Annotated in this window: 21 protein-coding genes and 1 riboswitch; of the genes, 14 read left to right on the top strand and 7 right to left on the bottom strand. The window is 63.0% G+C overall.

The window, feature by feature from the left end:
* Positions 1 to 51: 51 nt before the first annotated feature.
* Positions 52 to 1,914 carry a bifunctional O-antigen ligase/aminoglycoside phosphotransferase family protein gene (locus C5F70_RS22235; RefSeq protein ID WP_104904060.1) on the bottom strand — a complete coding sequence of 621 codons (1,863 nt, stop codon included), beginning with the start codon at positions 1,912 to 1,914 and terminating at the stop codon, positions 52 to 54.
* A 159-nt stretch (positions 1,915 to 2,073) separates the two neighbouring features.
* Here C5F70_RS22235 and msbA point away from each other — a divergent pair, with 159 nt between their 5' ends.
* Both msbA and hldE read left to right on the top strand, forming a co-directional pair.
* Entirely contained in the window at positions 2,074 to 3,879 is a 1,806-nt protein-coding gene (gene msbA, locus C5F70_RS22230; RefSeq protein WP_026140387.1) for a lipid A export permease/ATP-binding protein MsbA, read from the top strand.
* A gap of 127 nt (positions 3,880 to 4,006) precedes the next feature.
* A complete protein-coding gene (gene hldE / locus C5F70_RS22225) occupies positions 4,007 to 5,431 on the top strand; it encodes a bifunctional D-glycero-beta-D-manno-heptose-7-phosphate kinase/D-glycero-beta-D-manno-heptose 1-phosphate adenylyltransferase HldE (protein WP_026140386.1) in 1,425 nt (474 codons plus the stop codon).
* A gap of 33 nt (positions 5,432 to 5,464) precedes the next feature.
* On the opposite strand, the gene C5F70_RS22220 is transcribed toward hldE, so the two are convergent.
* The 4 genes from C5F70_RS22220 to C5F70_RS22205 form a co-directional block, all read right to left on the bottom strand.
* Complete coding sequence (locus C5F70_RS22220; protein ID WP_017849789.1) at positions 5,465 to 6,430, bottom strand: hypothetical protein; 966 nt, start codon at positions 6,428 to 6,430, stop codon at positions 5,465 to 5,467.
* A gap of 40 nt (positions 6,431 to 6,470) precedes the next feature.
* The gene (locus tag C5F70_RS22215) at positions 6,471 to 7,283 is read right to left on the bottom strand and encodes an aldo/keto reductase (RefSeq protein ID WP_017849788.1); all 813 of its coding nucleotides are present in this window, start codon (positions 7,281 to 7,283) and stop codon (positions 6,471 to 6,473) included.
* A complete protein-coding gene (locus tag C5F70_RS22210; RefSeq protein ID WP_104904059.1) occupies positions 7,280 to 8,455 on the bottom strand; it encodes an FAD-binding oxidoreductase in 1,176 nt (391 codons plus the stop codon). The genes C5F70_RS22215 and C5F70_RS22210 overlap by 4 nt, the downstream gene beginning before the upstream one ends.
* A gap of 86 nt (positions 8,456 to 8,541) precedes the next feature.
* Entirely contained in the window at positions 8,542 to 8,877 is a 336-nt protein-coding gene (locus C5F70_RS22205) for a multidrug efflux SMR transporter (protein ID WP_026140385.1), read from the bottom strand.
* Positions 8,878 to 8,980: 103 nt separating this feature from the next.
* Here C5F70_RS22205 and C5F70_RS22200 point away from each other — a divergent pair, with 103 nt between their 5' ends.
* Together C5F70_RS22200 and waaA are read left to right on the top strand one after the other, a co-directional pair.
* Positions 8,981 to 9,871, top strand: a complete 891-nt coding sequence (locus C5F70_RS22200) for a LysR family transcriptional regulator (protein ID WP_017849785.1) — start codon at positions 8,981 to 8,983, stop codon at positions 9,869 to 9,871.
* 23 nt (positions 9,872 to 9,894) lie between these two features.
* Positions 9,895 to 11,172, top strand: coding sequence for a lipid IV(A) 3-deoxy-D-manno-octulosonic acid transferase (gene waaA, locus C5F70_RS22195; protein ID WP_104904058.1), 1,278 nt, complete (start codon positions 9,895 to 9,897; stop codon positions 11,170 to 11,172).
* Between the two features lie 62 nt (positions 11,173 to 11,234).
* Here waaA and C5F70_RS22190 read toward each other — a convergent pair whose 3' ends face one another.
* A complete protein-coding gene (locus C5F70_RS22190; protein ID WP_104904057.1) occupies positions 11,235 to 12,674 on the bottom strand; it encodes a TolC family outer membrane protein in 1,440 nt (479 codons plus the stop codon).
* Between the two features lie 195 nt (positions 12,675 to 12,869).
* Positions 12,870 to 12,975: riboswitch (TPP riboswitch) on the top strand.
* A gap of 148 nt (positions 12,976 to 13,123) precedes the next feature.
* On the opposite strand from C5F70_RS22190, the gene thiC reads away from it, so the two are divergent.
* Together thiC and cytX are read left to right on the top strand one after the other, a co-directional pair.
* On the top strand, positions 13,124 to 15,013 hold the full coding sequence (gene thiC / locus C5F70_RS22185) for a phosphomethylpyrimidine synthase ThiC (protein ID WP_017849782.1): 1,890 nt from the start codon (positions 13,124 to 13,126) through the stop codon (positions 15,011 to 15,013).
* Positions 15,014 to 15,157: 144 nt separating this feature from the next.
* On the top strand, positions 15,158 to 16,447 hold the full coding sequence (cytX, locus tag C5F70_RS22180; protein ID WP_104904056.1) for a putative hydroxymethylpyrimidine transporter CytX: 1,290 nt from the start codon (positions 15,158 to 15,160) through the stop codon (positions 16,445 to 16,447).
* Here the strand turns inward: cytX and C5F70_RS22175 are convergent.
* Positions 16,416 to 17,162 (bottom strand): RsiV family protein, encoded by a 747-nt coding sequence (locus tag C5F70_RS22175; RefSeq protein WP_017849780.1) that lies wholly within the window; start codon positions 17,160 to 17,162, stop codon positions 16,416 to 16,418. The genes cytX and C5F70_RS22175 overlap by 32 nt on opposite strands.
* Before the next feature lie 192 nt (positions 17,163 to 17,354).
* On the opposite strand from C5F70_RS22175, the gene C5F70_RS22170 reads away from it, so the two are divergent.
* The 8 genes from C5F70_RS22170 to C5F70_RS22135 all read left to right on the top strand — a co-directional run bounded on the left by C5F70_RS22170 (position 17,355) and on the right by C5F70_RS22135 (position 26,193).
* Positions 17,355 to 17,972, top strand: a complete 618-nt coding sequence (locus C5F70_RS22170; protein WP_017849779.1) for an NUDIX domain-containing protein — start codon at positions 17,355 to 17,357, stop codon at positions 17,970 to 17,972.
* On the top strand, positions 17,963 to 18,412 hold the full coding sequence (locus C5F70_RS22165; RefSeq protein WP_003209507.1) for a DUF1249 domain-containing protein: 450 nt from the start codon (positions 17,963 to 17,965) through the stop codon (positions 18,410 to 18,412). The genes C5F70_RS22170 and C5F70_RS22165 overlap by 10 nt, the downstream gene beginning before the upstream one ends.
* 98 nt (positions 18,413 to 18,510) lie before the next feature.
* Complete coding sequence (cpdA, locus tag C5F70_RS22160; RefSeq protein WP_046490734.1) at positions 18,511 to 19,326, top strand: 3',5'-cyclic-AMP phosphodiesterase; 816 nt, start codon at positions 18,511 to 18,513, stop codon at positions 19,324 to 19,326.
* A gap of 82 nt (positions 19,327 to 19,408) precedes the next feature.
* Positions 19,409 to 20,017 (top strand): YqiA/YcfP family alpha/beta fold hydrolase, encoded by a 609-nt coding sequence (locus C5F70_RS22155; protein ID WP_017849777.1) that lies wholly within the window; start codon positions 19,409 to 19,411, stop codon positions 20,015 to 20,017.
* 54 nt (positions 20,018 to 20,071) lie between these two features.
* Positions 20,072 to 21,976 carry a DNA topoisomerase IV subunit B gene (gene parE / locus C5F70_RS22150; RefSeq protein ID WP_046384916.1) on the top strand — a complete coding sequence of 635 codons (1,905 nt, stop codon included), beginning with the start codon at positions 20,072 to 20,074 and terminating at the stop codon, positions 21,974 to 21,976.
* A complete protein-coding gene (locus tag C5F70_RS22145; RefSeq protein WP_104904055.1) occupies positions 21,976 to 22,971 on the top strand; it encodes an esterase-like activity of phytase family protein in 996 nt (331 codons plus the stop codon). The genes parE and C5F70_RS22145 overlap by 1 nt, the downstream gene beginning before the upstream one ends.
* 73 nt (positions 22,972 to 23,044) lie before the next feature.
* Positions 23,045 to 25,309 (top strand): DNA topoisomerase IV subunit A, encoded by a 2,265-nt coding sequence (gene parC, locus C5F70_RS22140; RefSeq protein ID WP_017849774.1) that lies wholly within the window; start codon positions 23,045 to 23,047, stop codon positions 25,307 to 25,309.
* A 173-nt stretch (positions 25,310 to 25,482) separates the two neighbouring features.
* Positions 25,483 to 26,193, top strand: coding sequence for a membrane integrity-associated transporter subunit PqiC (locus tag C5F70_RS22135; RefSeq protein ID WP_026140384.1), 711 nt, complete (start codon positions 25,483 to 25,485; stop codon positions 26,191 to 26,193).
* The last annotated feature ends 55 nt before the right edge of the window (positions 26,194 to 26,248 follow it).

Below are 26,248 nucleotides of genomic sequence, written 5' to 3'. Positions count from 1 at the left end.
GGCGGTGGCAGTGAAAAAGGCGACTATCAGCAGTGATAGTCGCCTTTTTTATCAGGCGGCCGGGCTAGCCAGGCCCTGGACCTGCTCGCGGATTTTTGCCGTGGCTTTTGGGCTGGCGATGCTGGCGTAACCCTTGGCCAGTTGCTCGAAGTGCGCTTCGAACAGCCAGTTGCGGTCCTGCGGGTAACGTTGCATATGGCGCAGGTTGCGTTGGCGCAAGGCATTGCGCAGGGCCGACGGGAAGATGCGCAGGTCGGCGATATCGATCAGCGCGAACTCGCCGTCATCCATCAGCAGCACGTTGCCCAGGTGCAGCGAGCGGAAGTACACACCACGCTCATGCAATTGGGCCATGAATCGACCGAAGCGCTCGATCAGCGATTCGCGCAGGCTGCTGTCCAGGCTTTGCAGGGCCTGGCGCAGGGTCAGGCCGGGCAGTGGCGAGTAGGTGACGGCACTGCTGGCGTCGCGCAGGCTGTACACGCCGAGGATCTGCGGGGTGGGAATGCCCAGGCTGCGCAATTGTTCGGCGTTGTTGGCAAACCGCTCGGAATAAGGGTTGAAGCTGCCCGAGGTGTACCAGCGGCGTGCGCGGAAGACCTTGAGGAAACTGCCGTCTTCCAGGCGCAGGACTTTCGGCCCCAGGCCGTCGGCTTCAATCACATGGGCGTTGTGGCACAGTTGATCGAAGGCCTCGGTCTTGAGGGTTTGCACCGGCATGCGCAGCAGGCTGTGGCGGCGCTGGGCGATGCTCAGGCCGGCGATGATCGCCAAAGGAATCCACAGCAGGAACCAGTGTTCCTTGGGCCGCGACAGGATGCCGCCGCCCTCGGTCAGGCCGGCGCCGATGCCGTAGGCCAGCAGGGAGGAGGCGAGGATGAACAGCGGTTGCGCCCGCTCTTTGAGGCTTTTGTACAGGCCCCAGCCGAGCATGAAGATCCACGGGATAAAGCCGATGATGCCGACGTAATACAGCACGCCCAGGGCAAAGCTATGGGGTTCGCGCAGTTGGTAGCCGTTGGCCAGGGTCAGGTACAGCTCGGAGTCGTAGCTGTGGCCGATCCACGGGTGTTCGGCGATGCGCTGCAGCGTCATGCTCCACAGTTCGAAGCGGAACGAACTGCCACGGTTGGTGATCAGTTCAGGGTAGAACAGCAAGAGCGCCGCGGCGCTCAGGACCAGGCCCGCGATCATCATGGCCGAGCGGCGGTTGCGGCTGACAAAACTCATCCACAGGAGGGCCAGGGTCAGGGCCACCAACGGTGTGCGGGAACCGGTGGCCAGGACCGCGGCGGTCATGATGGCCAGGGCCGGTATGCTGAACCACAACACCGGTAAGCGCTGGCTGGTCATGCAGACATACAACCAGTAGACGCTGAAAAAACCGAACACGTGGGAACTGAGCAGCGGGTTGTCGAGGGCGCCGCGGCCGCCGATCATGCGTATTTCAAGGCCCGGCTCAAACCCCTTGGCGAAGGCCACCAGGTTACACAGGGTCGCCACCAGTGCGATCACTGCCGCACTGAAGAACACGGGCTTGAACAGGTCGTTGCGGTAATGCAGCAACAGCCCGCAGCCGCCAAACAACATGAACGTGTGCAGCGGTCGCTTGAACAGGTCGGTGTCGGGATGAAACTCCGGGCTCCAGAACAGGCTGGTCAGGGCCCAGGCGGAGAAGACCAGGAATGCGATGGCCAGCGGCTCACGCAGCAATTCCATGAATTCCCTGGGGCGCAGGCACAATAGCAACAAGGTCGGCGCGCTGAACAGGGCGTAGTAGAACCTGTGCAGCACGTTGCGATTGGTGACGAAGAACAGCGAACTCAGCAGAAGCAACAAGCCAATGGGCAAAATCCATAGGACCAGGAAGTCGAAGACGCGATTTGAACCATAGGTAAGACGCTTGCACTGCATACGGTAAAAGCCATTTCAGAAATAGAAAGCCGACCATCTTAGAGTGGTGGCTATATAATGTCGCCGGTTGGATTTCGCCGGCCCGCGGGTCATGTGGGGTGCAAGTACAACAGAGAAGCTGTGCTAAAGTCAGCCTCCTTTTTTAAAACGCCGCGTGATATGACCGACTCCAGTCCGAGCGCAAGCCCTTCGAGCTTGAAAATATACTTCCGCCTGCTCAGTTACGTCAGGCCCTATGCGGGTTTGTTCGCGCTGAGTATTGTCGGATTTCTGATTTTCGCGTCGACCCAGCCGATGCTGGGGTACATCCTCAAGTACTTTGTCGATGGCCTTTCGAACCCGCAAGCCGTGTTGTTCCCCAGCGTGCCGTTCCTGCGCGACCTGCAGTTGCTGCAGGCCGTGCCGCTGCTGATCATCCTGATCGCCGCCTGGCAGGGCCTGGGTTCGTTCCTCGGTAACTACCTGCTGGCCAAGGTTTCCCTGGGCCTGGTCCACGACCTGCGGGTGCAACTGTTCAACAACCTGCTGACACTGCCCAACCGCTACTTCGACAATCACAACTCCGGGCACCTGATTTCCCGCATCACCTTCAACGTGACCATGGTCACGGGGGCGGCGACCGATGCGATCAAGGTGGTGATTCGCGAAGGCATGACCGTGATCTTCCTGTTCGCTTCGCTGCTGTTCATGAACTGGCGCCTGACGCTGGTGATGATCGCCATCCTGCCGTTGATTGCGGTGATGGTCAGCACGGCCAGCAAGAAATTCCGCAAACAGAGCAAGAAGATCCAGGTGGCCATGGGCGACGTGACCCACGTGGCGTCTGAAACCATCCAGGGGTACCGCGTCGTGCGCAGCTTCGGCGGCGAGGTCTACGAGGAAAAACGCTTCCTCAAGGCCAGCCAGAGCAACACCAACAAGCAACTGCGCATGACCCGCACCGGGGCGATCTACACCCCGGCGCTGCAACTGGTGATTTACACCGCCATGGCCGTGCTGATGTTCCTGGTGCTTTACCTGCGCGGCGACGCATCGGCCGGCGACATGGTGGCCTACATCACTTTGGCCGGTCTGCTGCCCAAGCCGATCCGTCAGTTGTCGGAAGTCAGCTCGACCATCCAGAAGGGTGTGGCGGGCGCCGAGAGCATTTTCGAACAGCTGGACGAAGAGGCTGAAGTCGACAACGGCACGATCGAGCGCGACAAGGTCAGCGGCCATCTGGAAGTGCGTCACCTCAACTTCACCTATCCCGGCACCGAACGCCCTGTACTCAAGGACATCAGCTTTACCGCCGAGCCTGGGCAGATGATCGCCCTGGTGGGGCGCTCGGGCAGCGGCAAGTCGACCCTGGCCAGCCTGATCCCGCGTTTCTACCACCATGCAAGCGGTGAAATCCTGCTCGATGGCGTCGAGATCGAAGACTACAAACTGCTCAACCTGCGCAAGCACATCGCCCAGGTGACCCAGCACGTGACCCTGTTCAGCGACACGGTGACCAACAACATCGCCTACGGCGACCTGGCCGGCGCACCACGGGCCGACGTCGAAGCCGCCGCGATGGATGCCAACGCCAAAGACTTCATCGACCAGTTGCCTAAAGGCTTCGACACCCAGGTCGGCGAAAACGGCGTGCTGCTGTCCGGCGGTCAACGCCAGCGCCTGGCAATTGCCCGCGCCCTGCTCAAGAATGCGCCGCTGCTGATTCTCGACGAGGCCACCTCGGCCCTCGACACCGAGTCCGAGCGTCACATTCAGGCGGCGCTGGACAAGGTCATGCAAGGCCGCACGACCCTGGTGATCGCGCACCGCCTGTCCACCATCGAGAAGGCCGACCTGATCCTGGTGATGGACGACGGGCGTATTGTCGAGCGCGGCACCCACGGTCAATTGCTTGCACAGAACGGCTACTACGCCCGCCTGCATGCCATGGGCCTGGATGCCCCGGTGTCGGCGGATATCACCTGATACCCTTGGTGGGGCGGGCAATCCGCCTCACCAACGTTCCTGCAACATCTTCTGTCACACCCCCACAAGCCTTCTGTAACCCTGTGCTAATATCGCGCCCCTGTTCATTTTGTATGTGGGTTGCTCCATGAAGTTGTCCATGCCGCGATTCGATCAAGCCCCTGTCTTGGTGGTCGGCGATGTCATGCTCGACCGTTACTGGCATGGCGGAACCTCACGGATTTCCCCTGAGGCGCCGGTACCGGTAGTCAAGGTCGAGCAAATCGAAGACCGTCCAGGCGGCGCTGCCAACGTTGCCCTCAATATTGCCGCCCTCGGCGCCCCGGCCTCCCTGGTGGGCGTGACCGGCGACGACGAAGCCGCCGACAGCCTGGCCAACAGCCTGCGCGGTGCCGGCGTGCGCGCGCTGTTCCAGCGCATCGCCCATCAGCCGACCATCGTCAAGCTCCGGGTCATGAGCCGTCACCAGCAATTGCTGCGCATCGATTTCGAAGAGCCCTTCGCCACCGACGCCCTGGCCCTCAGCGCGCAGGTCGATGAGTTGCTCGAAGGCATCAAGGTGCTGGTGTTGTCCGACTACGGCAAAGGCGCGCTGAAGAACCACCAGATGCTGATCCAGGCCGCCAAGGCCCGCAATATTCCGGTGCTGGCCGATCCCAAGGGCAAGGACTTCTCGATTTATCGCGGCGCCAGCCTGATCACGCCGAACCTCAGCGAGTTCGAAGCCATCGTCGGCGGTTGCGCCGATGAGCACGAACTGGTGAGCAAGGGCGCGACGCTGATGGCCGAACTGGACCTGGGCGCCTTGCTGGTGACCCGTGGCGAGCACGGCATGACCTTGCTGCGCCCGGGCTATGCGGCGATGCACCTGCCGGCGCGTGCGCGTGAAGTGTTCGACGTCACCGGCGCCGGCGACACCGTGATTTCCACCCTGGCCGCCTCCATCGCGGCCGGCGAGGAATTGCCCCACGCCGTGGCCCTGGCCAACCTGGCGGCGGGCATCGTGGTCGGCAAGCTCGGCACCGCCGCGATCAGCGCGCCCGAACTGCGCCGTGCGATCCAGCGTTCCGAAGGCTCCGAGCGTGGGGTGTTGAGTCTCGAGCAATTGCTGCTGGCGATTGACGACGCGCGCGCCCACAACGAAAGCATTGTGTTCACCAATGGCTGTTTCGACATCCTGCATGCCGGTCATGTGACGTACCTGGAACAGGCGCGCGCCCAAGGCGATCGCCTGATCGTCGCGGTCAATGACGATGCGTCGGTCAGCCGCCTGAAAGGTCCGGGCCGCCCGATCAACAGTGTCGACCGACGCATGGCGGTCCTGGCCGGCCTGGGTGCGGTGGACTGGGTGATCAGCTTCCCCGAAGCCACCCCGGAAAACCTGCTGGCCCAGGTCAAGCCCGATGTGCTGGTCAAGGGCGGCGACTATTCCGTCGACCAGGTGGTCGGCGCCGACATCGTCAGCGCCTACGGCGGCAAGGTCAAAGTGCTGGGGTTGGTTGAGAACAGCTCGACGACCGCGATCGTGGAAAAAATCCGCAATCACGAATAAGGCCCGCGGCCGTAGGCGCGGGCCTGCTCGCGCCTACGGTCTGGCCTTCTTTGGCACGATCTTGCGCAACATCTGCCGCGCCTTGCCGGTCAGGCGCTTGAGCTTCGACTCTTTCTCCGGGACGGCCAGGCCTTGCTGCCTGAGCCAATCCTTCCAACGAATCCGCTCGTCGCGCACCACCCAGCCGTCCTGTTGGGCGAAGCTCTCCGCCAGGTACAAACCCCGCGTGCTCGCCGGGTACAGCTGATCTTTCTTGACGGTATACAGTTCGGCGAGCGGCTGCCCGTCCTTCAAGGGCATCAGGTACAGGTCCGGGCGCTGGCGGTCCAGGCGCGCGACCAGTTGATCGCCTTCGAGTCGCTCATCCACATGGAACAGGCTCAAGGATTTGGCTTCCTTGGGCACCTCCAGGCGCAAGTCATAAATCAATTGCAGCGAGGCCGTAGGCAAGTGGACGTAGGCCCGTGGGCGCTCGATCAGTTGCGTGGTCGCGCAGCGCACCGGGCGGGCCGCGCCGGACAAGGGGCTCAAGCGAAACGGCAAGGCTTCGCGGTAGTGCAGCGCGGCAGAGTAGGGCGCCGGCAGCCAGGTGTCGTTGAAGCGCCCGCTGAGCCAGCCTTCGGGCGTCTCCAGCAGGCACTCTTCGGCGATTTCCTGGATGGCGGTGTGCAGCGGCAGGTTCAGCTCATGGGCGGGGACATAGCCGGAAATCAGCTTGAGCACCACGTCGCCACGGTCCTGGCGGCGTTGGCGCACCAGCACCCAGTAATCCTTGTTTTGCCAATGCAGGGTCAAACGCACCGACACGCCGAGGTTGGCCAGCTCGAGGGCGAAACGCTCCGGGTCTGTCACTTCTACCGGCTTGCGCCGTTGCAGGGTCTGGGCAAAGTTGAGCGGCATGCCGACGCTCTGGTAGCTCAGGCCTTCGGGGGTGGCTTCGACATGCAGTGGCAGAGTCTTGAAGTTGCTGGGGTTTTTTCTTATGAGCGTTCGCGACATGTCGGCTCCTTCTTACGTCGGGGCGGCCGCGTCGGCGGCATCAGAGTTGACGAATGACCTGGGCAGCGGTCGCCACGTTGTGAGCCAGGTGCAGCGGATTAATGGTCCCGACAATAGCACTGGCGACACCCGTTTGCGCAAACAACAACATGAAACTGGCACGTATGGGGTCCATTCCCGGTTCCAGGCAGACGTGGCCGCTGGCGAGGGCTTTTTTCACCAGGATGCCTTTGCCATGGGCGGCTGCATAATCAATGACGGCTTTCTCGGCCTGTTCGTTCAGATTGTAGGTGACCATTGCGCAATCGCCCTGTTCCAGAGCCTTCACGCCGCCTTCGACGGTTTTGCCGGAGAAGCCGAAACCGCGGATTTTGCCCTCTCGTTTCAAGTCCGCGAGGGTCTGGTACACCTCGCAGTCGTTGAGAATGTGCAGGTCGTTGCCGTCGGAATGCACCAGCACCAGGTCGATAAAGTCGGTTTCCAGTCGTTTCAGGCTGCGTTCGATCGACATCCGGGTATGGGCCGCGCTGAAATCGTGACGGGACACGCCGTTGTCGAATTCTTCGCCGACCTTGCTGACAATCACCCACTCGTTGCGCTGACCCCGCAACAGCGGCCCCAGGCGTTCTTCGCTGCGGCCATAGGCCGGCGCGGTATCGATCAGGTTGATGCCCAATTGACGGGCCTGGCGCAGCAGCAGGCGCGCTTCGTCGTCATCGGGAATCTGGAAGCCGCTGGGGTATTTCACCCCTTGGTCGCGACCGAGCTTGACGGTGCCCAGGCCCAGCGGCGACACCAGCAGGCCGGTACTGCCCAGCGGGCGGTGCAGGTCGTGCAGGGTGGGCAGGCTCATGGCAACAGTTGCTCCCAGGCCGGTTGGCCGATGGCGGGTTTGGGCAGCTCGGGCAGCGGGCTGGCGGGGCCGGGTTGGATGCCATCGCGTTCGAGGGCGTGGAGCACCCGGTCGGCGAAGTCCGGCGCCAGGGCCAGCTTGGTCGGCCAGCCCACGAGCAGGCGGCCCTGTTCGGCGAGGAAGGCGTTGTCGGGGCGAGTCAGGCCCGATTGCAGCGGCTCGGCACGTTCGACGCGCAGGGTGGCCCATTCGGTGTGGCTCATGTCGATCCACGGCAGCAGAAGCGCCAACTCGTGCTGCGCGGTGGCGATCTGTTCCTGTGGCGTGCGTGCTACGCCGTCGGCCTCGGCGATGTCGCCGCCCATGTACCACACCCAGTTGCCATCGGCGGCCGGGTGCGTGGTCACGGTGAGGCGCGGTTTGGTGCCGCCGCCCAGGCAGTGGGCGTACAGCGGTTTCAGGCCTGGGCCTTTGGCGATGATCATGTGCAGCGCACGCTTTTGCATGGCCGGCTCGCTCAGGCCCAGAGCGGCGAGCAGATCGGCAGTGCCGCCGCCGGCGCTCAAGACGATGCGCTGGGCGCGGATCTCGCGGCCGTCGACTTTCAGACCGACCAGTGCGTCGTTTTCCCGCAGCGGTTCGATGTGTTGTCCGGCGAGCAAACCATCGCCGGCCAACTGCGCCAGGCGTCCGATCAGGCTCGGCACGTCGACCACCAATTCCGACAGGCGATAGACCTTGCCCTTGAAGCGGCGGTCCTGCAGGGCTGGCGGCAGGGCGTCGCCCTTGACCTGATCGACGCGGCCGCGCACGGCCTTGCTGGCGAAGAAGCTGGTGAGGTTGCCGGCGAGCGTGCCGGGGGACCACAGGTAATGGGCTTCGGAGAGCAGGCGCACGCCAGTCAGGTCCAGTTCGCCGTGACCGGCCAGGGCCTCACGCCAGCGCCGCGGCATATCGGCAATCGCTTCGGAGGCGCCGGTGAGCGCACCGTGCAGCGCGTATTTCGCACCGCCGTGAATGATGCCTTGGGACTTCACGCTTTGCCCGCCTCCCAGGGTGGCGTTTTCCACCACCACCGTGGAAAACCCCTGGCGGCGCAGGCGCGCATTCAGCCAGAGGCCGGCAACTCCGGCGCCGACAATCAGAACGTCGGTGGAAATAACGGATGGCATGGGCAACCTCAGTGTTCAAATCAAGGTGCCAAGTATACAGACTCAACGAATGGATCTTTGCGCGGGATCAATATTGACGCGTGAGGTCAGTGCCCCGCCGTTTTCGAGAACAGTTGAATCACCACCACGCCCAACACAATCAAGCCCATCCCCAGCATTGCCGGCAGATCGAGCTTCTGCCCATAGATGAACAGCGCCGCGACGCTGACCATCACGATGCCCATCCCTGCCCACACGGCATACGCCACGCCGACCGGCACTGTACGCACCACCAGGGTCAGCATCCAGAACGCCACGCCGTAGCCGACGATCACCAGCAGCAGTGGGATCGGTGTGCTCCAGCCCTTGATGGCTTTCATGGAAACGGTGGCGATGACTTCCGAGCAGATGGCGATGGCCAGGTAGTAGTAGGCAGGGGTCATGGTGCGGTCCTCGGTGTGTAGCGCGCTGGATAAGGTCGGCATTCTAGAGGCTCGTCAGATGGGGTAAAGTCATTACCTATCCGAATTGAAGATGGGTTGTGCCATGAATGTGCAGTGGAACCTGGAACAGATGCGCCTGTTCGTCAGTGTCGCCGAGCAGCGTTCTTTTTCGGCGGTGGCGCGTCAGCAGCGCAAGGCTCAGTCGGCGGTCAGCAACGGGATTGCCTTGCTGGAAGCGGACCTGGGCGTCAGCCTGTTCGAACGAAGCAGCGGCCGCCAGCCGCGCTTGACCGAAGCCGGCACGGTGCTGCTCGAAGAGGCTCGGGAAGTGCTGCGCCAGTGCGAACGCCTCAATGGCCGCGCACTGTCGTTGGTGCGCGGCGAAGAAGCCTGCCTGCGCCTGGCCCAGGATGAAGCGATGCTGTACCAGCCGGTCCTCGACAGTCTCGACGCCCTGGCCGGCCAGTTTCCCAACCTTGAGGTGCAGCTTTCCAGCGCTGCCCAGGGCGATGTCGCACGCAAACTGGTGGAGCGCAGGGCCGACCTGGGCATGTTGTTCTATCACGATCAAATCCCCGAAGCGCTGGAGCGGCGGGTCGTCGGCAGTGTGGAAATGGTCACGGTGTGCGGGCGTCGCCATCCGCTGGCGGCGCAGCAAACTGTGGACTGCCAGGGGTTGGCGCAGTATCGCCAGTTGCTGATGTCGACCCAGACCAGCGTCTACCCCGGCAGCGAGGCCGCCAGCCCGCAGGTGTGGCGCGCCGACAGCTTCTACGTGCTGGCCGAATGGCTTATCCGTGGCCTGGGTTGGGCCTGGTTGCCCCGGCATGTGGTGCAATACCCCGCGTACCAGAACCAAATGGTCGAACTCGACAGCGAATGGACCCCGCCGGCGCTTGTGGTCGAGCTGGTGTGGCGCCGCGATGAACCCCTGGGCCCTGCCGCGCGCTTTCTCGCCGAGCGTTTTGCCGAGTGCTTGCAGGCGATCGATTGAAAAAGTCGATAAACTCCGCCGCCATGAATAGAACTCTCTACAGCTGTCTGTTTTACCTGGCGCTGCCGTTGGTGGCTTTACGTCTATGGCTGCGCGCGCGCAAGGCGCCGGCCTACGCCAAGCGCGTGGGCGAGCGCTTTTCCTACGGCTTGCCGCGGATGCAACCCGGCGGGATCTGGGTGCATGCGGTGTCGGTGGGCGAAAGCATCGCCGCCGCGCCGATGATCCGTGGCTTGCTGGAGCGTTATCCGCAGTTGCCGATGACGGTCACCTGCATGACGCCCACCGGCTCCGAGCGTATCCAGGCATTGTTCGCCGATGAACCGCGCGTCCAGCATTGCTACTTGCCCTATGACTTGCCCTGCGCGGCCAAGCGTTTTCTCGACCGTGTCCAGCCCAAACTGGCCGTGATCATGGAGACCGAGCTGTGGCCCAACCACATCCACGCCTGCGCCCAGCGCGGGATTCCGGTGGCGCTGGCCAATGCACGCTTGTCGGCGCGTTCGGCCAAGGGCTACGCACGTTTTGCCAGACTGACGGCGCCGATGCTGGCAGAAATGAGTCTGATCGCCGTGCAGACCGAGACTGAGGCCGAGCGTTTCCGCAGCCTGGGTGCGCGTGCGGACACGGTGCAAGTGACCGGCTCGATCAAGTTCGACCTGACCATCGACCCGCAACTGCTGGCGCGCGCGGCCGCGTTGCGCGAACAGTGGGGCGCCGGCGAGCGTCCGGTGTGGATCGCCGCCAGTACCCACGAAGGCGAAGATGAGGTGGTGCTGGCGGCCCATCGTCAACTGCTCGCCAGCTATCCCAGTGCGCTGCTGATTCTGGTGCCGCGCCATCAGGAACGCTTCGGCCCGATGTTTGAGCTGTGCCAGCGACAAGGGTTCGCCACGGTGCGTCGCTCCAGCGGCGAGCCGGTCACCGCGCACACCGCCGTGTTGCTCGGCGACACCATGGGCGAGTTGCTGTTTTTGTATGCCTTGGCCGACAGCGCGTTGGTGGGTGGCAGCCTGGTCGCGACCGGCGGGCACAACCCGCTGGAACCGGCGGCGTTGGGCAAGCCGGTGATCATGGGGCCGCACCGGTTCAACTTCCTCGAAATCAGCGCAATGCTGCGTGACGCCGGGGCGTTGCGTGAGGTGGATGATGCCGAAGGTTTGGCCGAGGCCGTGCGGCAGCTGTTCGAGCTACCGCAGGATGCCCAGCGGATGGCGCAGGCGGGGCTTAAGGTGATGCAGGCCAACCAGGGTGCTTTGAAGCGATTGTTGGATGGCCTTGATCGCCTGATAACTCACTGACGCAATGCCGATCCAAATGTGGGAGGGAGCAAGCCCCTTCCCACATTGGTTCTGTGGTGCGATCAATAACCCGGGCGGGCCTTGAGCTGCTCGGCGGCGGCCTTGGCCAGGTCCGGCGGCAGGAAGTCGCGGTCCGGGTTGTAGTCGGCCTTGAGATAGCGCGTCAGGTCTTGCAGGTCCCCAGGGTTCAACGTGCCGGCTGCCTGCTTCAAGCGCAGGTTGTCGAGGATGTAGTCGTAGCGGCTGTTGTTGTAGTTGCGCACCGACGCATAGAGCTGGCGCTGGGCGTCGAGCACGTCGACGATATTGCGCGTACCCACCTGATAACCGATTTCCGTGGCTTCCACCGCGCTCTGGTTGGAGATGATCGACTGGCGGCGTGCCTGCACCTGCTCCACGTCGGTGTTGACCGCGCGATGCAGGTTGCGTGTGTTTTCCACCACCTGGCGGCGCAGGCTTTCGCGTTGCTGCTCGGTCTGGCCCAGGCGCGAGTACGATTCGCGCACTTGCGAGCTGGTCAGGCCACCGCTGTACAGCGGGATATTCAGGCGCAGGCCAATGGTGCGTTGCGAGACATCGCCGCCATAAGGCGTGCCGAAGGCATTCGGGTTACTGAAGCCGAGCGCGTCGTTATCGCCCTTTTCATACTGCGCCACGGCGTCCAGGGTCGGCGCATGCCCGGCCTTGCGCTGCTTGAGGGTTTCCTCGGCGGCGGTGACGGCGTAGTTGCTGGCGAGCAGGTTCAGGTTCTGGCGGCCGGCGGTTTCGACCCAGGCCTTGGCGTCGTTCGGCAGCGGCGGCAGCACCGGCAGTGTATGCACAATGCCCTGGATCGAATTGTATTGACGGTTGGTCAGCGCGATCAGTGCTTCGAACGCGTCGTCCACCTGGCGTTGCGCGACGATCCGGTTGGCCCGCGCGGTGTCGTAGCTGGCCTGGGATTGCAGCACGTCGGTCTTGTCCGACAGGCCCACGTCGAAGCGCTCGTTGGACTGGTCCAGTTGACGCTTGAAGGCGCTTTCTTCGGCCTTGGTGGAGGCCAGGTTGTCCTGGGCGCGCAGCACGGCGAAGTAGTTCTCGGCGCTTTGCAGGATCAGGTTCTGCTCGGTGGCTGAAAGTTGCAGCGCAGCCTGTTCGTTGACGGCTTCGGCGGCTTGCAGCTGGAACCAGCGGTCGGCGCGGAACAGCGGCTGGCTCAAGGTCGCACGCCAGGAATGCGCGTCGCGGTTGGCGGTGGCGGCCGGGGTGTCGATCTGGGTGCGCGAATTGTTGATATCGGCACCGGCCGACAGGTTGGGCAGCAAGCCGGCGCGGGCCTGGGGCACCACTTCTTTCTGCGCACCGTACTGGGCGCGGGCGGCGGCCAGGTCGGCGTTGTTGTCCACCGCTTCCTGGTAGACGCTGACCAGGTCGGTTCGGGCGGACAAGGGCGCTTCAGCTGCCCAGACCATTCCGTTGGTCGCACAAGACACGGCGAGAGCCAGTGAGAGTTTGCGCAGCATGAATTGATCCCTAGGTTTAATATTACGATGATAATTTAACGCCCAAGGCTACGGTTGGCCATTCCTGGCGTCAAGCGTCGGGGCAGTCACCGAGTGTAGTGGTGGTTACACGGCGCAACAATCCTGCAATTGCGCCATTCATCACGCTGAATGCTCCGTTATTGGCAATTTGCCCTCACCCTGTCTAGACTGGCCGGGTTCTTGTCGGGGTGCCTTGTTGGAAGGCTGAGATCGGTAAATACCGGATCCCGTTGAACCTGATCAGGTTAACGCCTGCGTAGGGAACAAGATTTCTCGTCACCCGGCGAGTCCTCTTGTGCTTTGTCCGGGATGTTGTTCGACCTTCGAACAACCCTCGAGTACCCAGCACAGCACTGCTTCCAGTGCGTCCATCCGCCACAGGTTCGCTCCGACAAAAATCCACCGCCTGGATAGTTGGAGAGCCCGTGATGAGTACAACACCAAAAAATACCGTGCATTTGAGTGAATCGGCCAAGGTCGACTCCGGCTCCGTGCAACCGTTTACCCGCTCGCAGAAAATCTACGTGCAAGGCACTCGTCCGGACATCCGCGTGCCGATGCGTGAAATCAGCCTCGACGTCACCCCCACCGATTTCGGCGGTGAGATCAACGCCCCCGTGGTGGTCTACGACACCTCCGGCCCCTACACCGACCCCAACGTCATCATCGATGTGCGCAAGGGCCTGGGCGATGTGCGCTCGCCGTGGATCGAGTCGCGTGGCGACACCGAACGCCTGTCGGGCCTGAGCTCGCACTTCGGCCAGCAACGCCTGACCGATGCCGAACTGACTGCGCTGCGCTTCGCCCATGTGAAGAACCCGCGTCGCGCCAAGGCCGGTGCCAACGTCACGCAGATGCACTATGCGCGCAAAGGCATCATCACCGCCGAGATGGAATACGTCGCCATCCGCGAAAACATGAAGCTCGAAGAAGCCCGCGCCAGCGGCCTGCTCGACCAGCAACACGCCGGCTACAGCTTCGGCGCCAGCGTGCCGAAGATCATCACCCCGGAATTCGTGCGCGAAGAAATCGCCCGCGGCCGCGCGATCATCCCGGCCAACATCAACCACACCGAACTGGAACCGATGATCATCGGCCGTAACTTCCTGGTGAAGATCAACGGCAACATCGGCAACAGCGCCCTGGGTTCGTCCATCGAAGAAGAAGTGGCGAAACTGACCTGGGGCATTCGCTGGGGCTCGGACACGGTGATGGACCTGTCCACCGGCAAGCACATCCACGAAACCCGCGAGTGGATCATCCGCAACTCGCCGGTGCCGATCGGCACGGTGCCGATCTACCAGGCCCTGGAGAAAGTCGGCGGCGCCGCTGAAGACCTGACCTGGGAGCTGTTTCGCGACACCCTGATCGAACAGGCCGAGCAGGGCGTCGACTACTTCACCATCCACGCCGGCGTGCTGCTGCGCTACGTGCCGCTGACCGCCAAGCGCGTTACCGGCATCGTCTCCCGCGGCGGCTCGATCATGGCCAAGTGGTGCCTGGCGCACCACAAAGAGAACTTCACCTACACGCATTTCGACGAAATCTGCGAAATCATGAAGGCCTATGACGTCAGCTTCTCCTTAGGCGACGGTCTGCGCCCGGGTTCGATCGCCGACGCCAACGATGCCGCGCAATTCGGCGAGCTGGAAACCCTCGGCGAGCTGACCAAGATCGCCTGGAAGCACGACGTGCAAACCATGATCGAAGGCCCCGGCCACGTGCCGATGCAGCTGATCAAGGAGAACATGGACAAGCAGCTCGAATGCTGCGACGAGGCGCCGTTCTACACCCTCGGCCCGCTGACCACCGACATCGCGCCGGGCTACGACCACATCACCTCCGGCATCGGTGCGGCGATGATCGGTTGGTTCGGTTGCGCCATGCTCTGCTACGTCACGCCCAAGGAACACCTGGGCCTGCCGAACAAGGATGACGTGAAGACCGGGATCATCACTTACAAGATCGCCGCCCATGCAGCCGATCTCGCGAAAGGTCATCCGGGCGCGCAGATCCGCGATAACGCACTGAGCAAGGCACGCTTCGAGTTCCGTTGGGAAGACCAGTTCAACCTCGGCCTCGACCCGGACACCGCGCGTTCGTATCACGACGAAACCCTGCCGAAGGACTCGGCCAAGGTCGCGCATTTCTGCTCGATGTGCGGGCCGAAGTTCTGCTCGATGAAAATCACCCAGGAAGTGCGTGAGTACGCGGCCAACCAGCGCATCGATGCGGTGGATGTGGAGGTGGCCAAGGGCTTGGCCGAGCAGGCGGAGCGGTTCAAGCAGGAAGGCAGCCAGCTCTACAAGAAGGTCTGACCCGAGGTTGTAGGCGCTTTCAAGGGCCTTATCGGGGGCAAGCCCCCTCCCACATTTTGAATTGTGAACACATTCAAGTGTGGGAGGGGGCTTGCCCCCGATAACAATCTTTCAAACAACAAATGCCCCTCAGAGATTCCATCCTTGAGCATTCAATCCAGCACCTATTCCCCCGACATCGCAGTGCCGACCGACAAGCGCGTATTCGGCGCCCGCGATCTGTTTTCCCTGTGGTTCTCCCTCGGCATCGGCCTGATGGTCCTGCAAACCGGCGCGCTGCTCGCGCCCGGCCTGGGCCTGGCCGGTGGGTTGCTGGCGATTTTCCTCGGCACCCTGGTCGGCGTGCTGCTGCTCGCCGCTGTCGGCGTGATCGGCAGCGACACTGGGCTGTCCGCCATGGCCGCGCTCAAGCTCAGCCTCGGCGCCAAAGGCGCGAGCCTGCCGGCATTGTTGAACCTGCTGCAACTGATCGGTTGGGGCGCGTTTGAAATCATCGTCATGCGCGATGCCGCCAGCCTGTTGGGCGCACGGGCCTTCAGCGACGCCAGCCTGTTGGCCAGCCCGATGCTGTGGACCCTGTTTTTCGGTGGCCTGGCGACCTTGCTGGCGGTCAGTGGCCCGCTGACGTTCGTGCGCCAGATCCTGCGTAAATGGGGCATCTGGCTGCTGCTCGCGGCCTGCCTGTGGCTGACCTGGAACCTGTTCGCCAAAGCCGATCTCGCCACGCTATGGGCCCAGGCCGGTGACGGTTCGATGCCCTTCGCGGTGGGGTTTGACATCGCCATTGCCATGCCGCTGTCGTGGCTGCCGCTGATCGCCGATTATTCGCGCTTCGGCAAACGTGCGAAAAGCGTGTTCGGCGGCACGGCGCTGGGCTTTTTTATCGGCAATTTCTGGCTGATGAGCCTGGGCGTGGCCTACACCCTGGCGTTTGCGCCGAGCGGTGAAGTCAACGCGCTGTTGCTGGCGCTGGCCGGCGCGGGGCTGGGGATTCCGTTGTTGCTGATCCTGTTGGATGAGTCGGAAAACGCCTTTGCCGATATTCACTCGGCGGCCGTCTCCAGCGGGATTCTGTTGCGCCTGAAGGTCGAGCACCTGGCCTTGGCCATCGGTGTGCTCTGCACGTTGATCGCCTGCTTTGCTCCGTTGGCGCAGTACCAGAACTTTCTGCTGTTGATCGGTTCGGTATTCGCGCCGCTGTTTGGCGTGGTGCTGGTCGATCATTTCATCCTGCGCCGCCGCGGCCAGGGCGCGCTTGCCACGCTACGCTGGACGGCGCTGCTGGCCTGGCTGGGCGGCATCGGCACCTACCACTTGCTGGCCAACCTGTATCCGGATATCGGCGCGACCCTGCCGGCACTGGCGCTGGCAGGGCTGTTGCAGTTCATCCTCGGGCGCGCCTTCAGCGGCGCGCGGGCACCAGCTCAGGCTTGATGATGCCTTCCAGGCGCGAGTAAGGAATCTGCAACTCGATGTGGCCCAGGGCATACGGCGCGATCGTGGTGGTGGGGTACTTGAGGGTCACGCTGCCGGAGGTCAGCGCCACGTTCGGGGTTTTCTGGAACGGGTAGCGCTTGACGAACTCCGGCTCCAGGCTCAGGCGGGTGCTGATCAGCCAGCTGTTGTGCGCCACCTGGGCGGCCTTCCAGAACGCTTCTTCCTTGCCGGGCAGCAGCATGTCGCTCAGCGACAGGGCTTTTTGCTGCGGGCGCGAATAGTTGATGAAGGCGCGGCCCGGTTCGCCGTGGGTGGCGCCCTGGTCCAGGTAGCTGGACAGCTCGATGATCACCAAGCCGTCATGCTGCTCGCGTACCTTGGCCTGCAAGTACATGCTGTTGCGTGGCGCGGCGGTGCTCAGGAACTGCTCGCGGTACGTCGCCAGGCTCGACGGCAACGGGTCGCTCGACCGGGTGCGGGTCATTTCCAGCAGGCGTTGTTCGATCAGTGCGTCGAGCTTGGGCTCCTTGGCAAAATGCACGGTGTCGATATTCACCAGCGGGCAATCGGCGTTGGCGCAGTCCGGCTTGCTTTGCTCGCTGGCGTCGCGGGTGGCTTCCAGCGGGGTGCTGTAGTTCGGTTGGAACAGGCTCTGGCAGGCGCCGAGCGTCAAGGCGATACACGCCACGGAGGCGATTTTTAAAAGTGACATGTAGGGTCTTCGTCCGTCGATAAGAGCGAAATTCGTGGAGCTTCGACTACCGGCACGGCAGTCAGTTCGCCACTAAGCTCATTAGAGTGAGTTTGACGCCCGCCGTCTATCCCGGCAACCGTAAAGGGGCTGCGCCAACGGGCAGGAGCGCGTTAGGATGGCGCCAATTGCACGGGCATAACGAGGAAGGATATGACGGACATCGCGAAATCGACGCCGAGCACGATCGAGATTGTTCAGCGCGACAATGCCTATCAGGGGTTCTACAAGCTCGATCGCGTGCAACTGCGCCACGAAAAATTCGACGGCGGCATGAGCCGAGTGATCAACCGCGAGGTCTTCGTGCGGCATGACGCCGTGTGCGTGCTGCCCTACGACCCGCAGCGCGATGAAGTGGTGCTGATCGAGCAGTTTCGCGTCGGCGCCATGGGCCGCGCCGCCAACCCGTGGCTGGTGGAAATGGTCGCCGGCCTGATCGACAAGGACGAACAACCGGAGGAGGTTGCACACCGCGAAGCCGAGGAGGAAGCTGGACTGACATTCTCCGCACTGTGGCCGATCACCCAATATTTCCCTTCGCCCGGCGGCAGTACCGAATTCGTCCACTTGTACCTGGGCCGTTGCGACAGTTCGGGCGCCGGTGGCGTCCATGGACTGGAAGAAGAGGCAGAAGATATCCGCGTCAGCACCTGGGCTTTCGAAGATGCCTTGCAAGCGGTGCGTGATGGTCGGATATCCAATGCGCCCAGCATTATTGCCTTGCAATGGCTAGCGCTCAATCGCGCGGAAGTGAGGGGGTTATGGCAGTAAAGGCACGGGAACGATACCGGGTTGACCTGATCGGGCTGCAAGCCGCCTGCGAGGCCAACTATGCGCGGCTGATGCGCCTGCTGCCGGACATGCGCCACACGCCCGAGGCACGGCGCATCGCCGTGACCCATGGCGACCAGATGCTCGGCGTGCTGACCCTGGAAGTCATCGTCAATTGCCCGTACACCACCACCCTGCGCGTGCGCCAGGAGCACAGCCTGCCATGGCTGCCGGTGCCGCAACTGGAAGTGCAGGTGTACCACGATGCGCGAATGGCCGAAGTCATCAGCGCCGAACATGCGCGACGCTTTCGCAGCATCTATCCTTACCCCAATGTGTTCATGCACCAGCCCGATGAGAAAGCACAGCTCAATGTGTTCCTCGGTGAATGGTTGAGTCACTGCCTGGCCCTGGGCCACGAGTTCGAAGTCGTGCGGTAGATGTGAACTGCATCTGCTTCCCTGGGTTTCCTCTTTGTGTCCTGCCCCAGCATAATCGCGCCATACGTCCATTCCTGTGATTGCCTTGGGAGAGCACCTTGCCCCGCGTACCCACCGTGACCCCCGATGCACCGGCAGTGCTGGTGCAACTGTCCGACAGCCATCTGTTTGCCGAGGCCGACGCCACGCTGGTGGGCATGAACACCCGTGAGAGCTTGCAACGGGTGATCGGCCTGGTGCGCGAGCAGCAGCCCCGGATCGACTTGCTGCTGGCCACGGGGGACTTGTCCCAGGACGGTACGCTGGCGTCCTATCAGCACTTCAGGGAGATGACCGCGCCCTTTGGCGTGCCGGCGCGCTGGATTCCCGGCAACCACGATGAGCCGCAGATCATGGCCCACGCCGCCCTGCACAGCGACCTGCTGGAACCGGTGGTCGACGTCGGCAATTGGCGCATTACCCTGCTCGACTCCGCCGTGCCCGGTTCGGTGCCGGGTTATCTGCAGGACAGCCAGCTGCAACTGCTGGCCCAAGCCTTGAGCGAAGCGCCGCACCGCCATCATCTGGTGTGTTTCCACCATCATCCGGTGCCCATCGGCTGTGCGTGGATGGAACCCATCGGCCTGCGCAACCCCGAGGCACTGTTTGCCGTGCTGGACCGTTTCCCTCAGGTCCGGGCCTTGCTCTGGGGGCATGTACACCAGGAGATCGACCGCGAGCGCAACGGCGTGCGCCTGCTGGCGTCGCCGTCCACCTGCATCCAGTTCACGCCGGGCAGCGAGGACTTCAACGTCAGCACCGAGGCGCCGGGCTATCGCTGGCTGCGTCTGCATGCCGACGGGCGGTTGGAGACCGGGGTGGAACGGGTCAAAGGCTTTGCCTTTACCGTGGATTACGCCAGCAACGGCTACTGAAGGTGGGAGGGGAAGACAGGGGACTCACCACTCCGATCCCTGTAAACTGCGCCTTTTTTGGCGCAAGCACGGAGAGCCCGGCATGTCCGCTTCGATCCTGTATATCCACGGTTTCAACAGCGCGCCTGCGTCGAACAAGGCCAGCCAGTTGATCCGCGTGATGGACACCCTCGGCCTGGCCGACCAACTGCGCGTGCCGGCCCTGCATCACCACCCTCGCCAGGCGATTCCTCAATTGGAGGCGGCCATCGCAGAACTGGGGCGGCCGCTGCTGGTCGGCAGCTCGCTCGGCGGCTACTATGCAACCTGTCTTGCCGAGCGCCATGGCCTCAAGGCGCTGCTGGTCAACCCGGCGGTCAGCCCCCATCGGATGTTCGACGGTTACCTGGGCACCCAGAAGAATCTCTATACCGATGAAACCTGGGAACTGACCCACGATCACGTCACGGCGCTGGCCGAGCTGGAAGTCCCGGCGCCCCAGGATGCCGCGCGTTATCAGGTGTGGTTGCAGACCGGGGACGAAACCCTGGATTATCGCCTCGCCCAGCAGTATTACCGGGCCTGTGCCTTGCGCATCCAGGCCGGTGGCGACCACGGTTACCAGGGGTTTGCCCGGCAGTTGCCGGCGTTGTTGAGCTTTGCCGGCATTGGCGCGGATCAGTATCAATCCTTCGATTTCTCGGCACTGTAATTGCCTTGGAAACCGCAGGTCACTTTTTAATCGAACGACTCACGACGAGACCCCATGGCCACTCCCAGCGCTAGCTCTTATAACGCCGACGCCATCGAAGTCCTCTCGGGCCTCGACCCGGTGCGCAAACGCCCCGGCATGTACACCGACACCAGTCGGCCGAACCACCTTGCCCAGGAAGTCATCGACAACAGCGTCGACGAAGCCTTGGCCGGGCACGCCAAGTCGGTGCATGTCATTCTCCACGCTGACCACTCCCTGGAAGTGTCCGACGACGGTCGCGGCATGCCGGTGGACATTCACCCGGAAGAGGGGGTGTCGGGCGTCGAGTTGATCCTCACCAAGCTGCACGCCGGCGGCAAGTTCTCCAACAAGAACTACCAGTTCTCCGGCGGCTTGCACGGTGTCGGTATTTCCGTGGTCAACGCCCTGTCGACGTTGGTGCGGGTGCGGGTCAAGCGCGACGGCAACGAATACGAGATGACCTTCGCCGATGGCTACAAAGCCACCGACCTGCAGGTGATCGGCACCGTTGGCAAGCGCAACACCGGCACCAGCGTGTACTTCGCCCCGGACCCGAAATACTTCGATTCGCCGAAATTCTCCGTCAGCCGCCTCAAGCATGTGCTCAAGGCCAAGGCCGTGTTGTGCCCGGGCCTGCTGGTCACCTTTGAAGACAAAGGCAGCGGCGAAAAGGTCGAGTGGCACTACGAAGACGGCCTGCGCTCCTACCTGGAAGACGCCGTCAGCGATTTCGAACGCCTGCCCAACGAGCCGTTCTGCGGTAGCCTGGCCGGGAACAAAGAAGCCGTCGACTGGGCGCTGCTGTGGCTGCCCGAAGGCGGCGACAGCGTGCAGGAAAGCTACGTCAACCTGATCCCCACCGCCCAGGGCGGCACCCACGTCAACGGCTTGCGCCAGGGCCTGCTCGACGCCATGCGCGAGTTCTGCGAATACCGCAGCCTGCTGCCGCGCGGCGTGAAGCTGGCGCCGGAAGACGTGTGGGAGCGCATCGCGTTCGTGCTGTCGATGAAAATGCAGGAGCCGCAATTCTCCGGACAGACCAAAGAGCGTTTGTCGTCCCGCGAGGCGGCGGCGTTTGTCTCCGGTGTGGTCAAGGATGCGTTCAGCCTGTGGCTCAACGAGCACCCGGAATTGGGCCTGGCCCTGGCGGAACTGGCGATCAACAACGCCGGCCGTCGCCTCAAGGCCAGCAAGAAGGTCGAGCGTAAACGCATCACGGCGGGCCCGGCACTGCCGGGCAAGCTGGCCGATTGCGCCGGGCAGGACCCGATGCGCTCCGAGCTGTTCCTGGTGGAAGGTGACTCCGCCGGCGGTTCCGCCAAGCAAGCGCGGGACAAGGAATTCCAGGCGATCCTGCCGTTGCGCGGCAAGATCCTCAACACCTGGGAAGTCGACGGCAGCGAAGTCCTGGCCAGCCAGGAAGTGCACAATATTGCCGTGGCCATCGGCGTCGACCCCGGCGCGGCGGACATGAGCCAGTTGCGCTACGGCAAGATCTGCATCCTCGCCGACGCCGACTCCGACGGTCTGCACATCGCCACCTTGCTGTGCGCGCTGTTCGTGCAGCACTTCCGCCCGTTGGTGGACGCCGGTCACGTCTACGTCGCGATGCCGCCGCTGTACCGTATCGACCTGGGCAAGGAGATTTTCTACGCCCTCGACGAAGGCGAGCGCGATGGCATCCTCGACCGCCTGATCGCCGAGAAGAAACGCGGCAAGCCGCAGGTCACGCGATTCAAAGGCCTGGGTGAGATGAACCCGCCGCAACTGCGCGAAACCACTATGGACCCGAACACGCGGCGCCTGGTGCAGTTGACCCTGGACGATTTCGCCGCCACGTCGGAAATGATGGACATGCTGCTGGCGAAGAAACGCGCGCCGGACCGCAAGTCCTGGCTGGAGTCCAAGGGCAACCTCGCCGAGGTCCTGGGCTGATGCGTACAGGTTTCGCCCTGGCGATCCTGATGTTGAGCGGGTTGGCGGCCACCCAGGCGGTCGCCGCGCCCGTGGCTGAGCTCAAGCTGGTGTCCGAACATCCGGTGGACGGCATGCGCGGCGGTAACCTGTCGAGCCTGGCTTTGTGTGGCAACGCGTTGTGGGCGGTTTCCGACCGCGACGACGACCAGATCTACCGCCTGGATATCAGCGCGCCGACCTGGCAGGCCGAAACGGTGAAGCTCGACGTGCCGCCCGTGCCTGACTCCGGCCTGCCCTGGGGGCTGCGTTCGCGCACCAAGGCGGCGTCGCTGATTCGCGGCGGAGACCTGGATTTTGAAGGCATCAGTTGCGATGCCGCGGGTAACCGCTACGTGGTCAGCGAAGCCCATGCGGCGGTGCTGAAAGTGCCGGCGAGCGGTGCGCCCGAGTGGTTGAAGATCGCCCCCGGCATGGTGCGTGAAGCCCGCGCCAGCGGCATGTTGCTGCATTTCAATGCGTTGTTCGAAGGCCTCGCGGTGAACCCCGAGGGCAATCAGATCTGGCTGGCGGCGGAGCGTGAGCGGCGCGGGCTGATTTCCATCAAGCGCCAGCAAAGCGTGTGGGATTGCGCGGGGGCGTGCGTGCTGTTGAGCGAGGCCGGCCAGGAAGTGCAGCCGGCGCAGTTCCCCAACGCCAAGGCGGTGTCCAAGGACTTTTCCGACCTGGCGCTGTTCAACGGTAAGTTGTTTACCCTGGAGCGCAATGCGTTCCAGATTTGTCGGCGCGATGCGGTCACGGCCAAGGTCGAGCTGTGCTGGTCGTTCGCCGACGAGACCCTGACGCCCGAACGGCGCTACGCCCAGCCTTATGGCCTGGCCGAAGCCCTGGTGCTGGATGCAGACGGTGCCTGGTTGGGCATCGATAGTAATTTCGGCGCCCGCGCCGATGGCGAAAAACGCCCGGTGGTCTATCGTTTCGCCGCCCCCGCCGGTGGCTGGAGCGCCCAGCCATGAGCCACCCCTGTTTTGAATTGACCCGGCGCCGCGGCATTTCCGCTGCGCCTTACCAAACAATGATGAGGCCCGCATGAGTGACATCCTCGCAGACAGCTTAGACGGCGTAGAACGCCGGTCGCTGGCTGACTTCACCGAAAATGCCTACCTCAACTACTCCATGTACGTGATCATGGACCGTGCCTTGCCGCATATCGGCGACGGCCTGAAGCCCGTACAACGGCGCATCATCTACGCCATGAGTGAGTTGGGCCTGGACGCTGATTCCAAGCACAAGAAGTCGGCGCGTACCGTCGGTGACGTGCTCGGTAAGTTCCACCCCCACGGCGACTCGGCCTGCTATGAAGCCATGGTGCTGATGGCCCAGCCGTTCAGCTACCGCTACACGCTGGTGGATGGCCAGGGGAACTGGGGGGCGCCGGATGATCCCAAGTCTTTCGCGGCCATGCGTTACACCGAGGCGCGCCTGTCGCGTTATTCGGAAGTGCTGCTCAGCGAACTGGGCCAGGGCACCGCGAACTGGGGCCCGAACTTCGACGGCACCCTCGACGAGCCCCTGGTGTTGCCGGCACGTTTGCCGAACATCCTGCTCAATGGCACCACCGGTATTGCCGTCGGCATGGCTACCGACGTACCGCCGCACAACCTGCGGGAAGTCGCCACGGCCTGCGTGCGCTTGCTCGATGAACCCAAAGCCACGGTCGAGCAGCTCTGCGAGCACATCCAGGGCCCGGATTACCCGACCGAAGCGGAAATCATCACGCCGCGTGCCGACCTGCTGAAAATGTACGAAACCGGCAAGGGCTCGGTGCGTATGCGCGCCGTGTACCACGTCGAAGACGGCGACATCATCGTCACCGCGTTGCCGCATCAGGTGTCCGGCGCCAAGGTGCTGGAACAGATCGCCGCGCTGATGCAGGCCAAACCGTCGAAATTGCCGCAGGTCGCTGACCTGCGCGACGAGTCCGACCACGAAAACCCGTGCCGCATCGTGATTATTCCGACCAACAGCCGGGTCGACCATGAAGTGCTGATGCAGCATCTGTTCGCCAGCACGGACTTGGAGTCCAGCTACCGGGTCAACATCAACATCATCGGCCTGGACGGCAAGCCGCAGCTGAAGAACCTGCGCAATCTGCTGGTGGAGTGGCTGGAGTTCCGCGTCCAGACCGTGCGTCGTCGCCTGCAGTTCCGCCTGGACAAGGTCGAGCGCCGCCTGCACCTGTTGGACGGCTTGCTGATTGCCTACCTCAACCTGGATGAAGTGATCCACATCATCCGTACCGCCGAGCACCCGAAAGCCGAGCTGATCGCGCGTTTCGAGCTGAGCGAGATCCAGGCCGACTACATCCTCGACACCCGCTTGCGTCAGTTGGCGCGACTGGAAGAAATGAAGCTGCGCGACGAACAGGACGCGTTGCTCAAGGAGCAAGCCAAGCTGCAAGCCCTGCTGGGCAGCGAAACCAAGCTCAAGAAGCTGGTGCGCAGCGAGCTGATCAAAGACGCCGAGACCTATGGCGACGACCGCCGTTCGCCGATCGTTGAGCGCGCCGAAGCGAAAGCGCTGACAGAAACCGAGCTGCTGCCAAACGAGAAAATTACTGTCGTTCTGTCGGAAAAGGGTTGGGTCCGTTCCGCCAAGGGGCATGATATCGATGCGACCGGCTTGTCGTACAAGGCCGGCGACGGCTTCAAGACCGCCGCCGCCGGGCGGTCCAACCAGTTTGCGGTGTTTATCGACTCCACCGGGCGCAGTTACTCGGTGCCGGCCCACACCTTGCCGTCTGCGCGCGGGCAGGGCGAGCCGTTGACCGGGCGCCTGACGCCGCCACCGGGGGCGAGTTTCGAATGCGTGCTGCTGCCGGACGACGACTCGCTGTATGTGATCGCCTCCGACGCGGGTTACGGCTTTGTGGTCAAGGGTGAAGACCTGCAGGCCAAGAACAAAGCCGGTAAAGCACTGTTGAGCCTGCCGAATAACGCCAAGGTGATCCTGCCGCGGCCGGTGGACGATCGCGAGGGTAATTGGCTGGCGTCGGTGACCACAGAAGGGCGTTTGCTGGTGTTCAAGATCAGCGACTTGCCGCAGTTGGGCAAAGGCAAAGGCAACAAGATCATTGGTATTCCCGGCGAGCGGGTGGCCAGTCGCGAAGAGTACGTGACAGACATCGCAGTGATCCCGGAAGGTTCTACCCTGGTGCTCCAGGCCGGCAAGCGCACGTTGTCGCTGCGCCCTGACGACCTTGAGCACTACAAGGGCGAGCGTGGCCGACGCGGTAATAAACTGCCTCGTGGCTTCCAGCGCGTGGATGCTTTACTGGTGGAAACGCCGGTTTAGCGCGGATTAGAGCTCTTGATCTACGATTTAACGCGTAGATCGACGCTTTCGCGCTGGAGTCATGGCGCATATTCACGGATGATATGGCCTTTCCAGCGCCGGCGTGGCCGAGCGTGTTTAGGTTATTTTTAGTATTACATTGTGGTTTGCCTTGTGGCAGCCGCCTGGATGGGATGATGACTGCTCCACGCCTTCCTTTTATTTTTATGCTCGCTGGCCTTCTGGGGTTGGCGGGTTGCAGCACGCACCAGCCGGTGTCGCTGTACCAGCTGGACAGCGGAAGTCCCGCTCAGCCAGCTCAATCCGCCGGCATGGCCGTCTTGCTCGGCCCGGTCGTCGTCGCTGACTACCTGCAACGCGAAACATTGCTGCAACGTCAGAACGACGGCAGCCTGCAAGGTTCCACCGATGGTCGTTGGGCGGGCAGTTTGTCGTCCGACATCAATCAGCTGATGTTGCGCCAGGTGGCGGGTCAGTTGGACAGTCAGCGTGTGGTCCTGGCGCCCGCGCCCGCCGGTTTTTCCCCGGATGTGCAGGTGTTGCTGACCATTACCCGACTCGACTCCGGCACCTCGCAACCGGCGATCCTCGATGCGCAATGGCGCTTGATCGACCGCCGCGGCCAGGTGCGTGATAGCCGCATCGTGCATCTGCAGGAAGAGCATGCCGGCACCACGGCGTCCCAGGTCCAGGCCCAGGGCGTGCTGTTGCAGCATCTGGCGCAGCAGTTGTCGGTGGCCCTCAAGCCATTGGCCAACCAGCCACCAGTCGCCGAGGCGCCGCGCAAGCAAGCGCCGGTACAGGCCAAGCCGGCGGCTCCGGGGAAACCGAAAATGCCGATGGCTACGCCGATCCGCACGGATATGGAAGTGTTCAGGTTCTGATCTGAATGGCTCCAACCCAAAAGGCCCGCTTATTCAGCGGGCCTTTTTGTTTGTG

Source organism: Pseudomonas sp. LH1G9 (assembly GCF_002949975.1).
GTDB classification, from domain to species: Bacteria; Pseudomonadota; Gammaproteobacteria; order Pseudomonadales; family Pseudomonadaceae; genus Aquipseudomonas; species Aquipseudomonas veronii.
Note: the sequence above shows the minus strand (reverse complement) of the source record. Positions and strands in the feature narration are given on the sequence as shown.

What these genes read in the sequence shown, in the direction of transcription:
- C5F70_RS22235 (WP_104904060.1), bottom strand. Translation starts at nt 1,914, where the DNA reads ATGCAGTGCAAGCGTCTTACCTATGGTTCAAATCGCGTCTTCGACTTC.
- msbA (WP_026140387.1), top strand. Translation starts at nt 2,074, where the DNA reads ATGACCGACTCCAGTCCGAGCGCAAGCCCTTCGAGCTTGAAAATATAC.
- hldE (WP_026140386.1), top strand. Translation starts at nt 4,007, where the DNA reads ATGAAGTTGTCCATGCCGCGATTCGATCAAGCCCCTGTCTTGGTGGTC.
- C5F70_RS22220 (WP_017849789.1), bottom strand. Translation starts at nt 6,430, where the DNA reads ATGTCGCGAACGCTCATAAGAAAAAACCCCAGCAACTTCAAGACTCTG.
- C5F70_RS22215 (WP_017849788.1), bottom strand. Translation starts at nt 7,283, where the DNA reads ATGAGCCTGCCCACCCTGCACGACCTGCACCGCCCGCTGGGCAGTACC.
- C5F70_RS22210 (WP_104904059.1), bottom strand. Translation starts at nt 8,455, where the DNA reads ATGCCATCCGTTATTTCCACCGACGTTCTGATTGTCGGCGCCGGAGTT.
- C5F70_RS22205 (WP_026140385.1), bottom strand. Translation starts at nt 8,877, where the DNA reads ATGACCCCTGCCTACTACTACCTGGCCATCGCCATCTGCTCGGAAGTC.
- C5F70_RS22200 (WP_017849785.1), top strand. Translation starts at nt 8,981, where the DNA reads ATGAATGTGCAGTGGAACCTGGAACAGATGCGCCTGTTCGTCAGTGTC.
- waaA (WP_104904058.1), top strand. Translation starts at nt 9,895, where the DNA reads ATGAATAGAACTCTCTACAGCTGTCTGTTTTACCTGGCGCTGCCGTTG.
- C5F70_RS22190 (WP_104904057.1), bottom strand. Translation starts at nt 12,674, where the DNA reads ATGCTGCGCAAACTCTCACTGGCTCTCGCCGTGTCTTGTGCGACCAAC.
- thiC (WP_017849782.1), top strand. Translation starts at nt 13,124, where the DNA reads ATGAGTACAACACCAAAAAATACCGTGCATTTGAGTGAATCGGCCAAG.
- C5F70_RS22175 (WP_017849780.1), bottom strand. Translation starts at nt 17,162, where the DNA reads ATGTCACTTTTAAAAATCGCCTCCGTGGCGTGTATCGCCTTGACGCTC.
- C5F70_RS22170 (WP_017849779.1), top strand. Translation starts at nt 17,355, where the DNA reads ATGACGGACATCGCGAAATCGACGCCGAGCACGATCGAGATTGTTCAG.
- C5F70_RS22165 (WP_003209507.1), top strand. Translation starts at nt 17,963, where the DNA reads ATGGCAGTAAAGGCACGGGAACGATACCGGGTTGACCTGATCGGGCTG.
- C5F70_RS22155 (WP_017849777.1), top strand. Translation starts at nt 19,409, where the DNA reads ATGTCCGCTTCGATCCTGTATATCCACGGTTTCAACAGCGCGCCTGCG.
- parE (WP_046384916.1), top strand. Translation starts at nt 20,072, where the DNA reads ATGGCCACTCCCAGCGCTAGCTCTTATAACGCCGACGCCATCGAAGTC.
- C5F70_RS22145 (WP_104904055.1), top strand. Translation starts at nt 21,976, where the DNA reads ATGCGTACAGGTTTCGCCCTGGCGATCCTGATGTTGAGCGGGTTGGCG.
- parC (WP_017849774.1), top strand. Translation starts at nt 23,045, where the DNA reads ATGAGTGACATCCTCGCAGACAGCTTAGACGGCGTAGAACGCCGGTCG.
- C5F70_RS22135 (WP_026140384.1), top strand. Translation starts at nt 25,483, where the DNA reads ATGATGACTGCTCCACGCCTTCCTTTTATTTTTATGCTCGCTGGCCTT.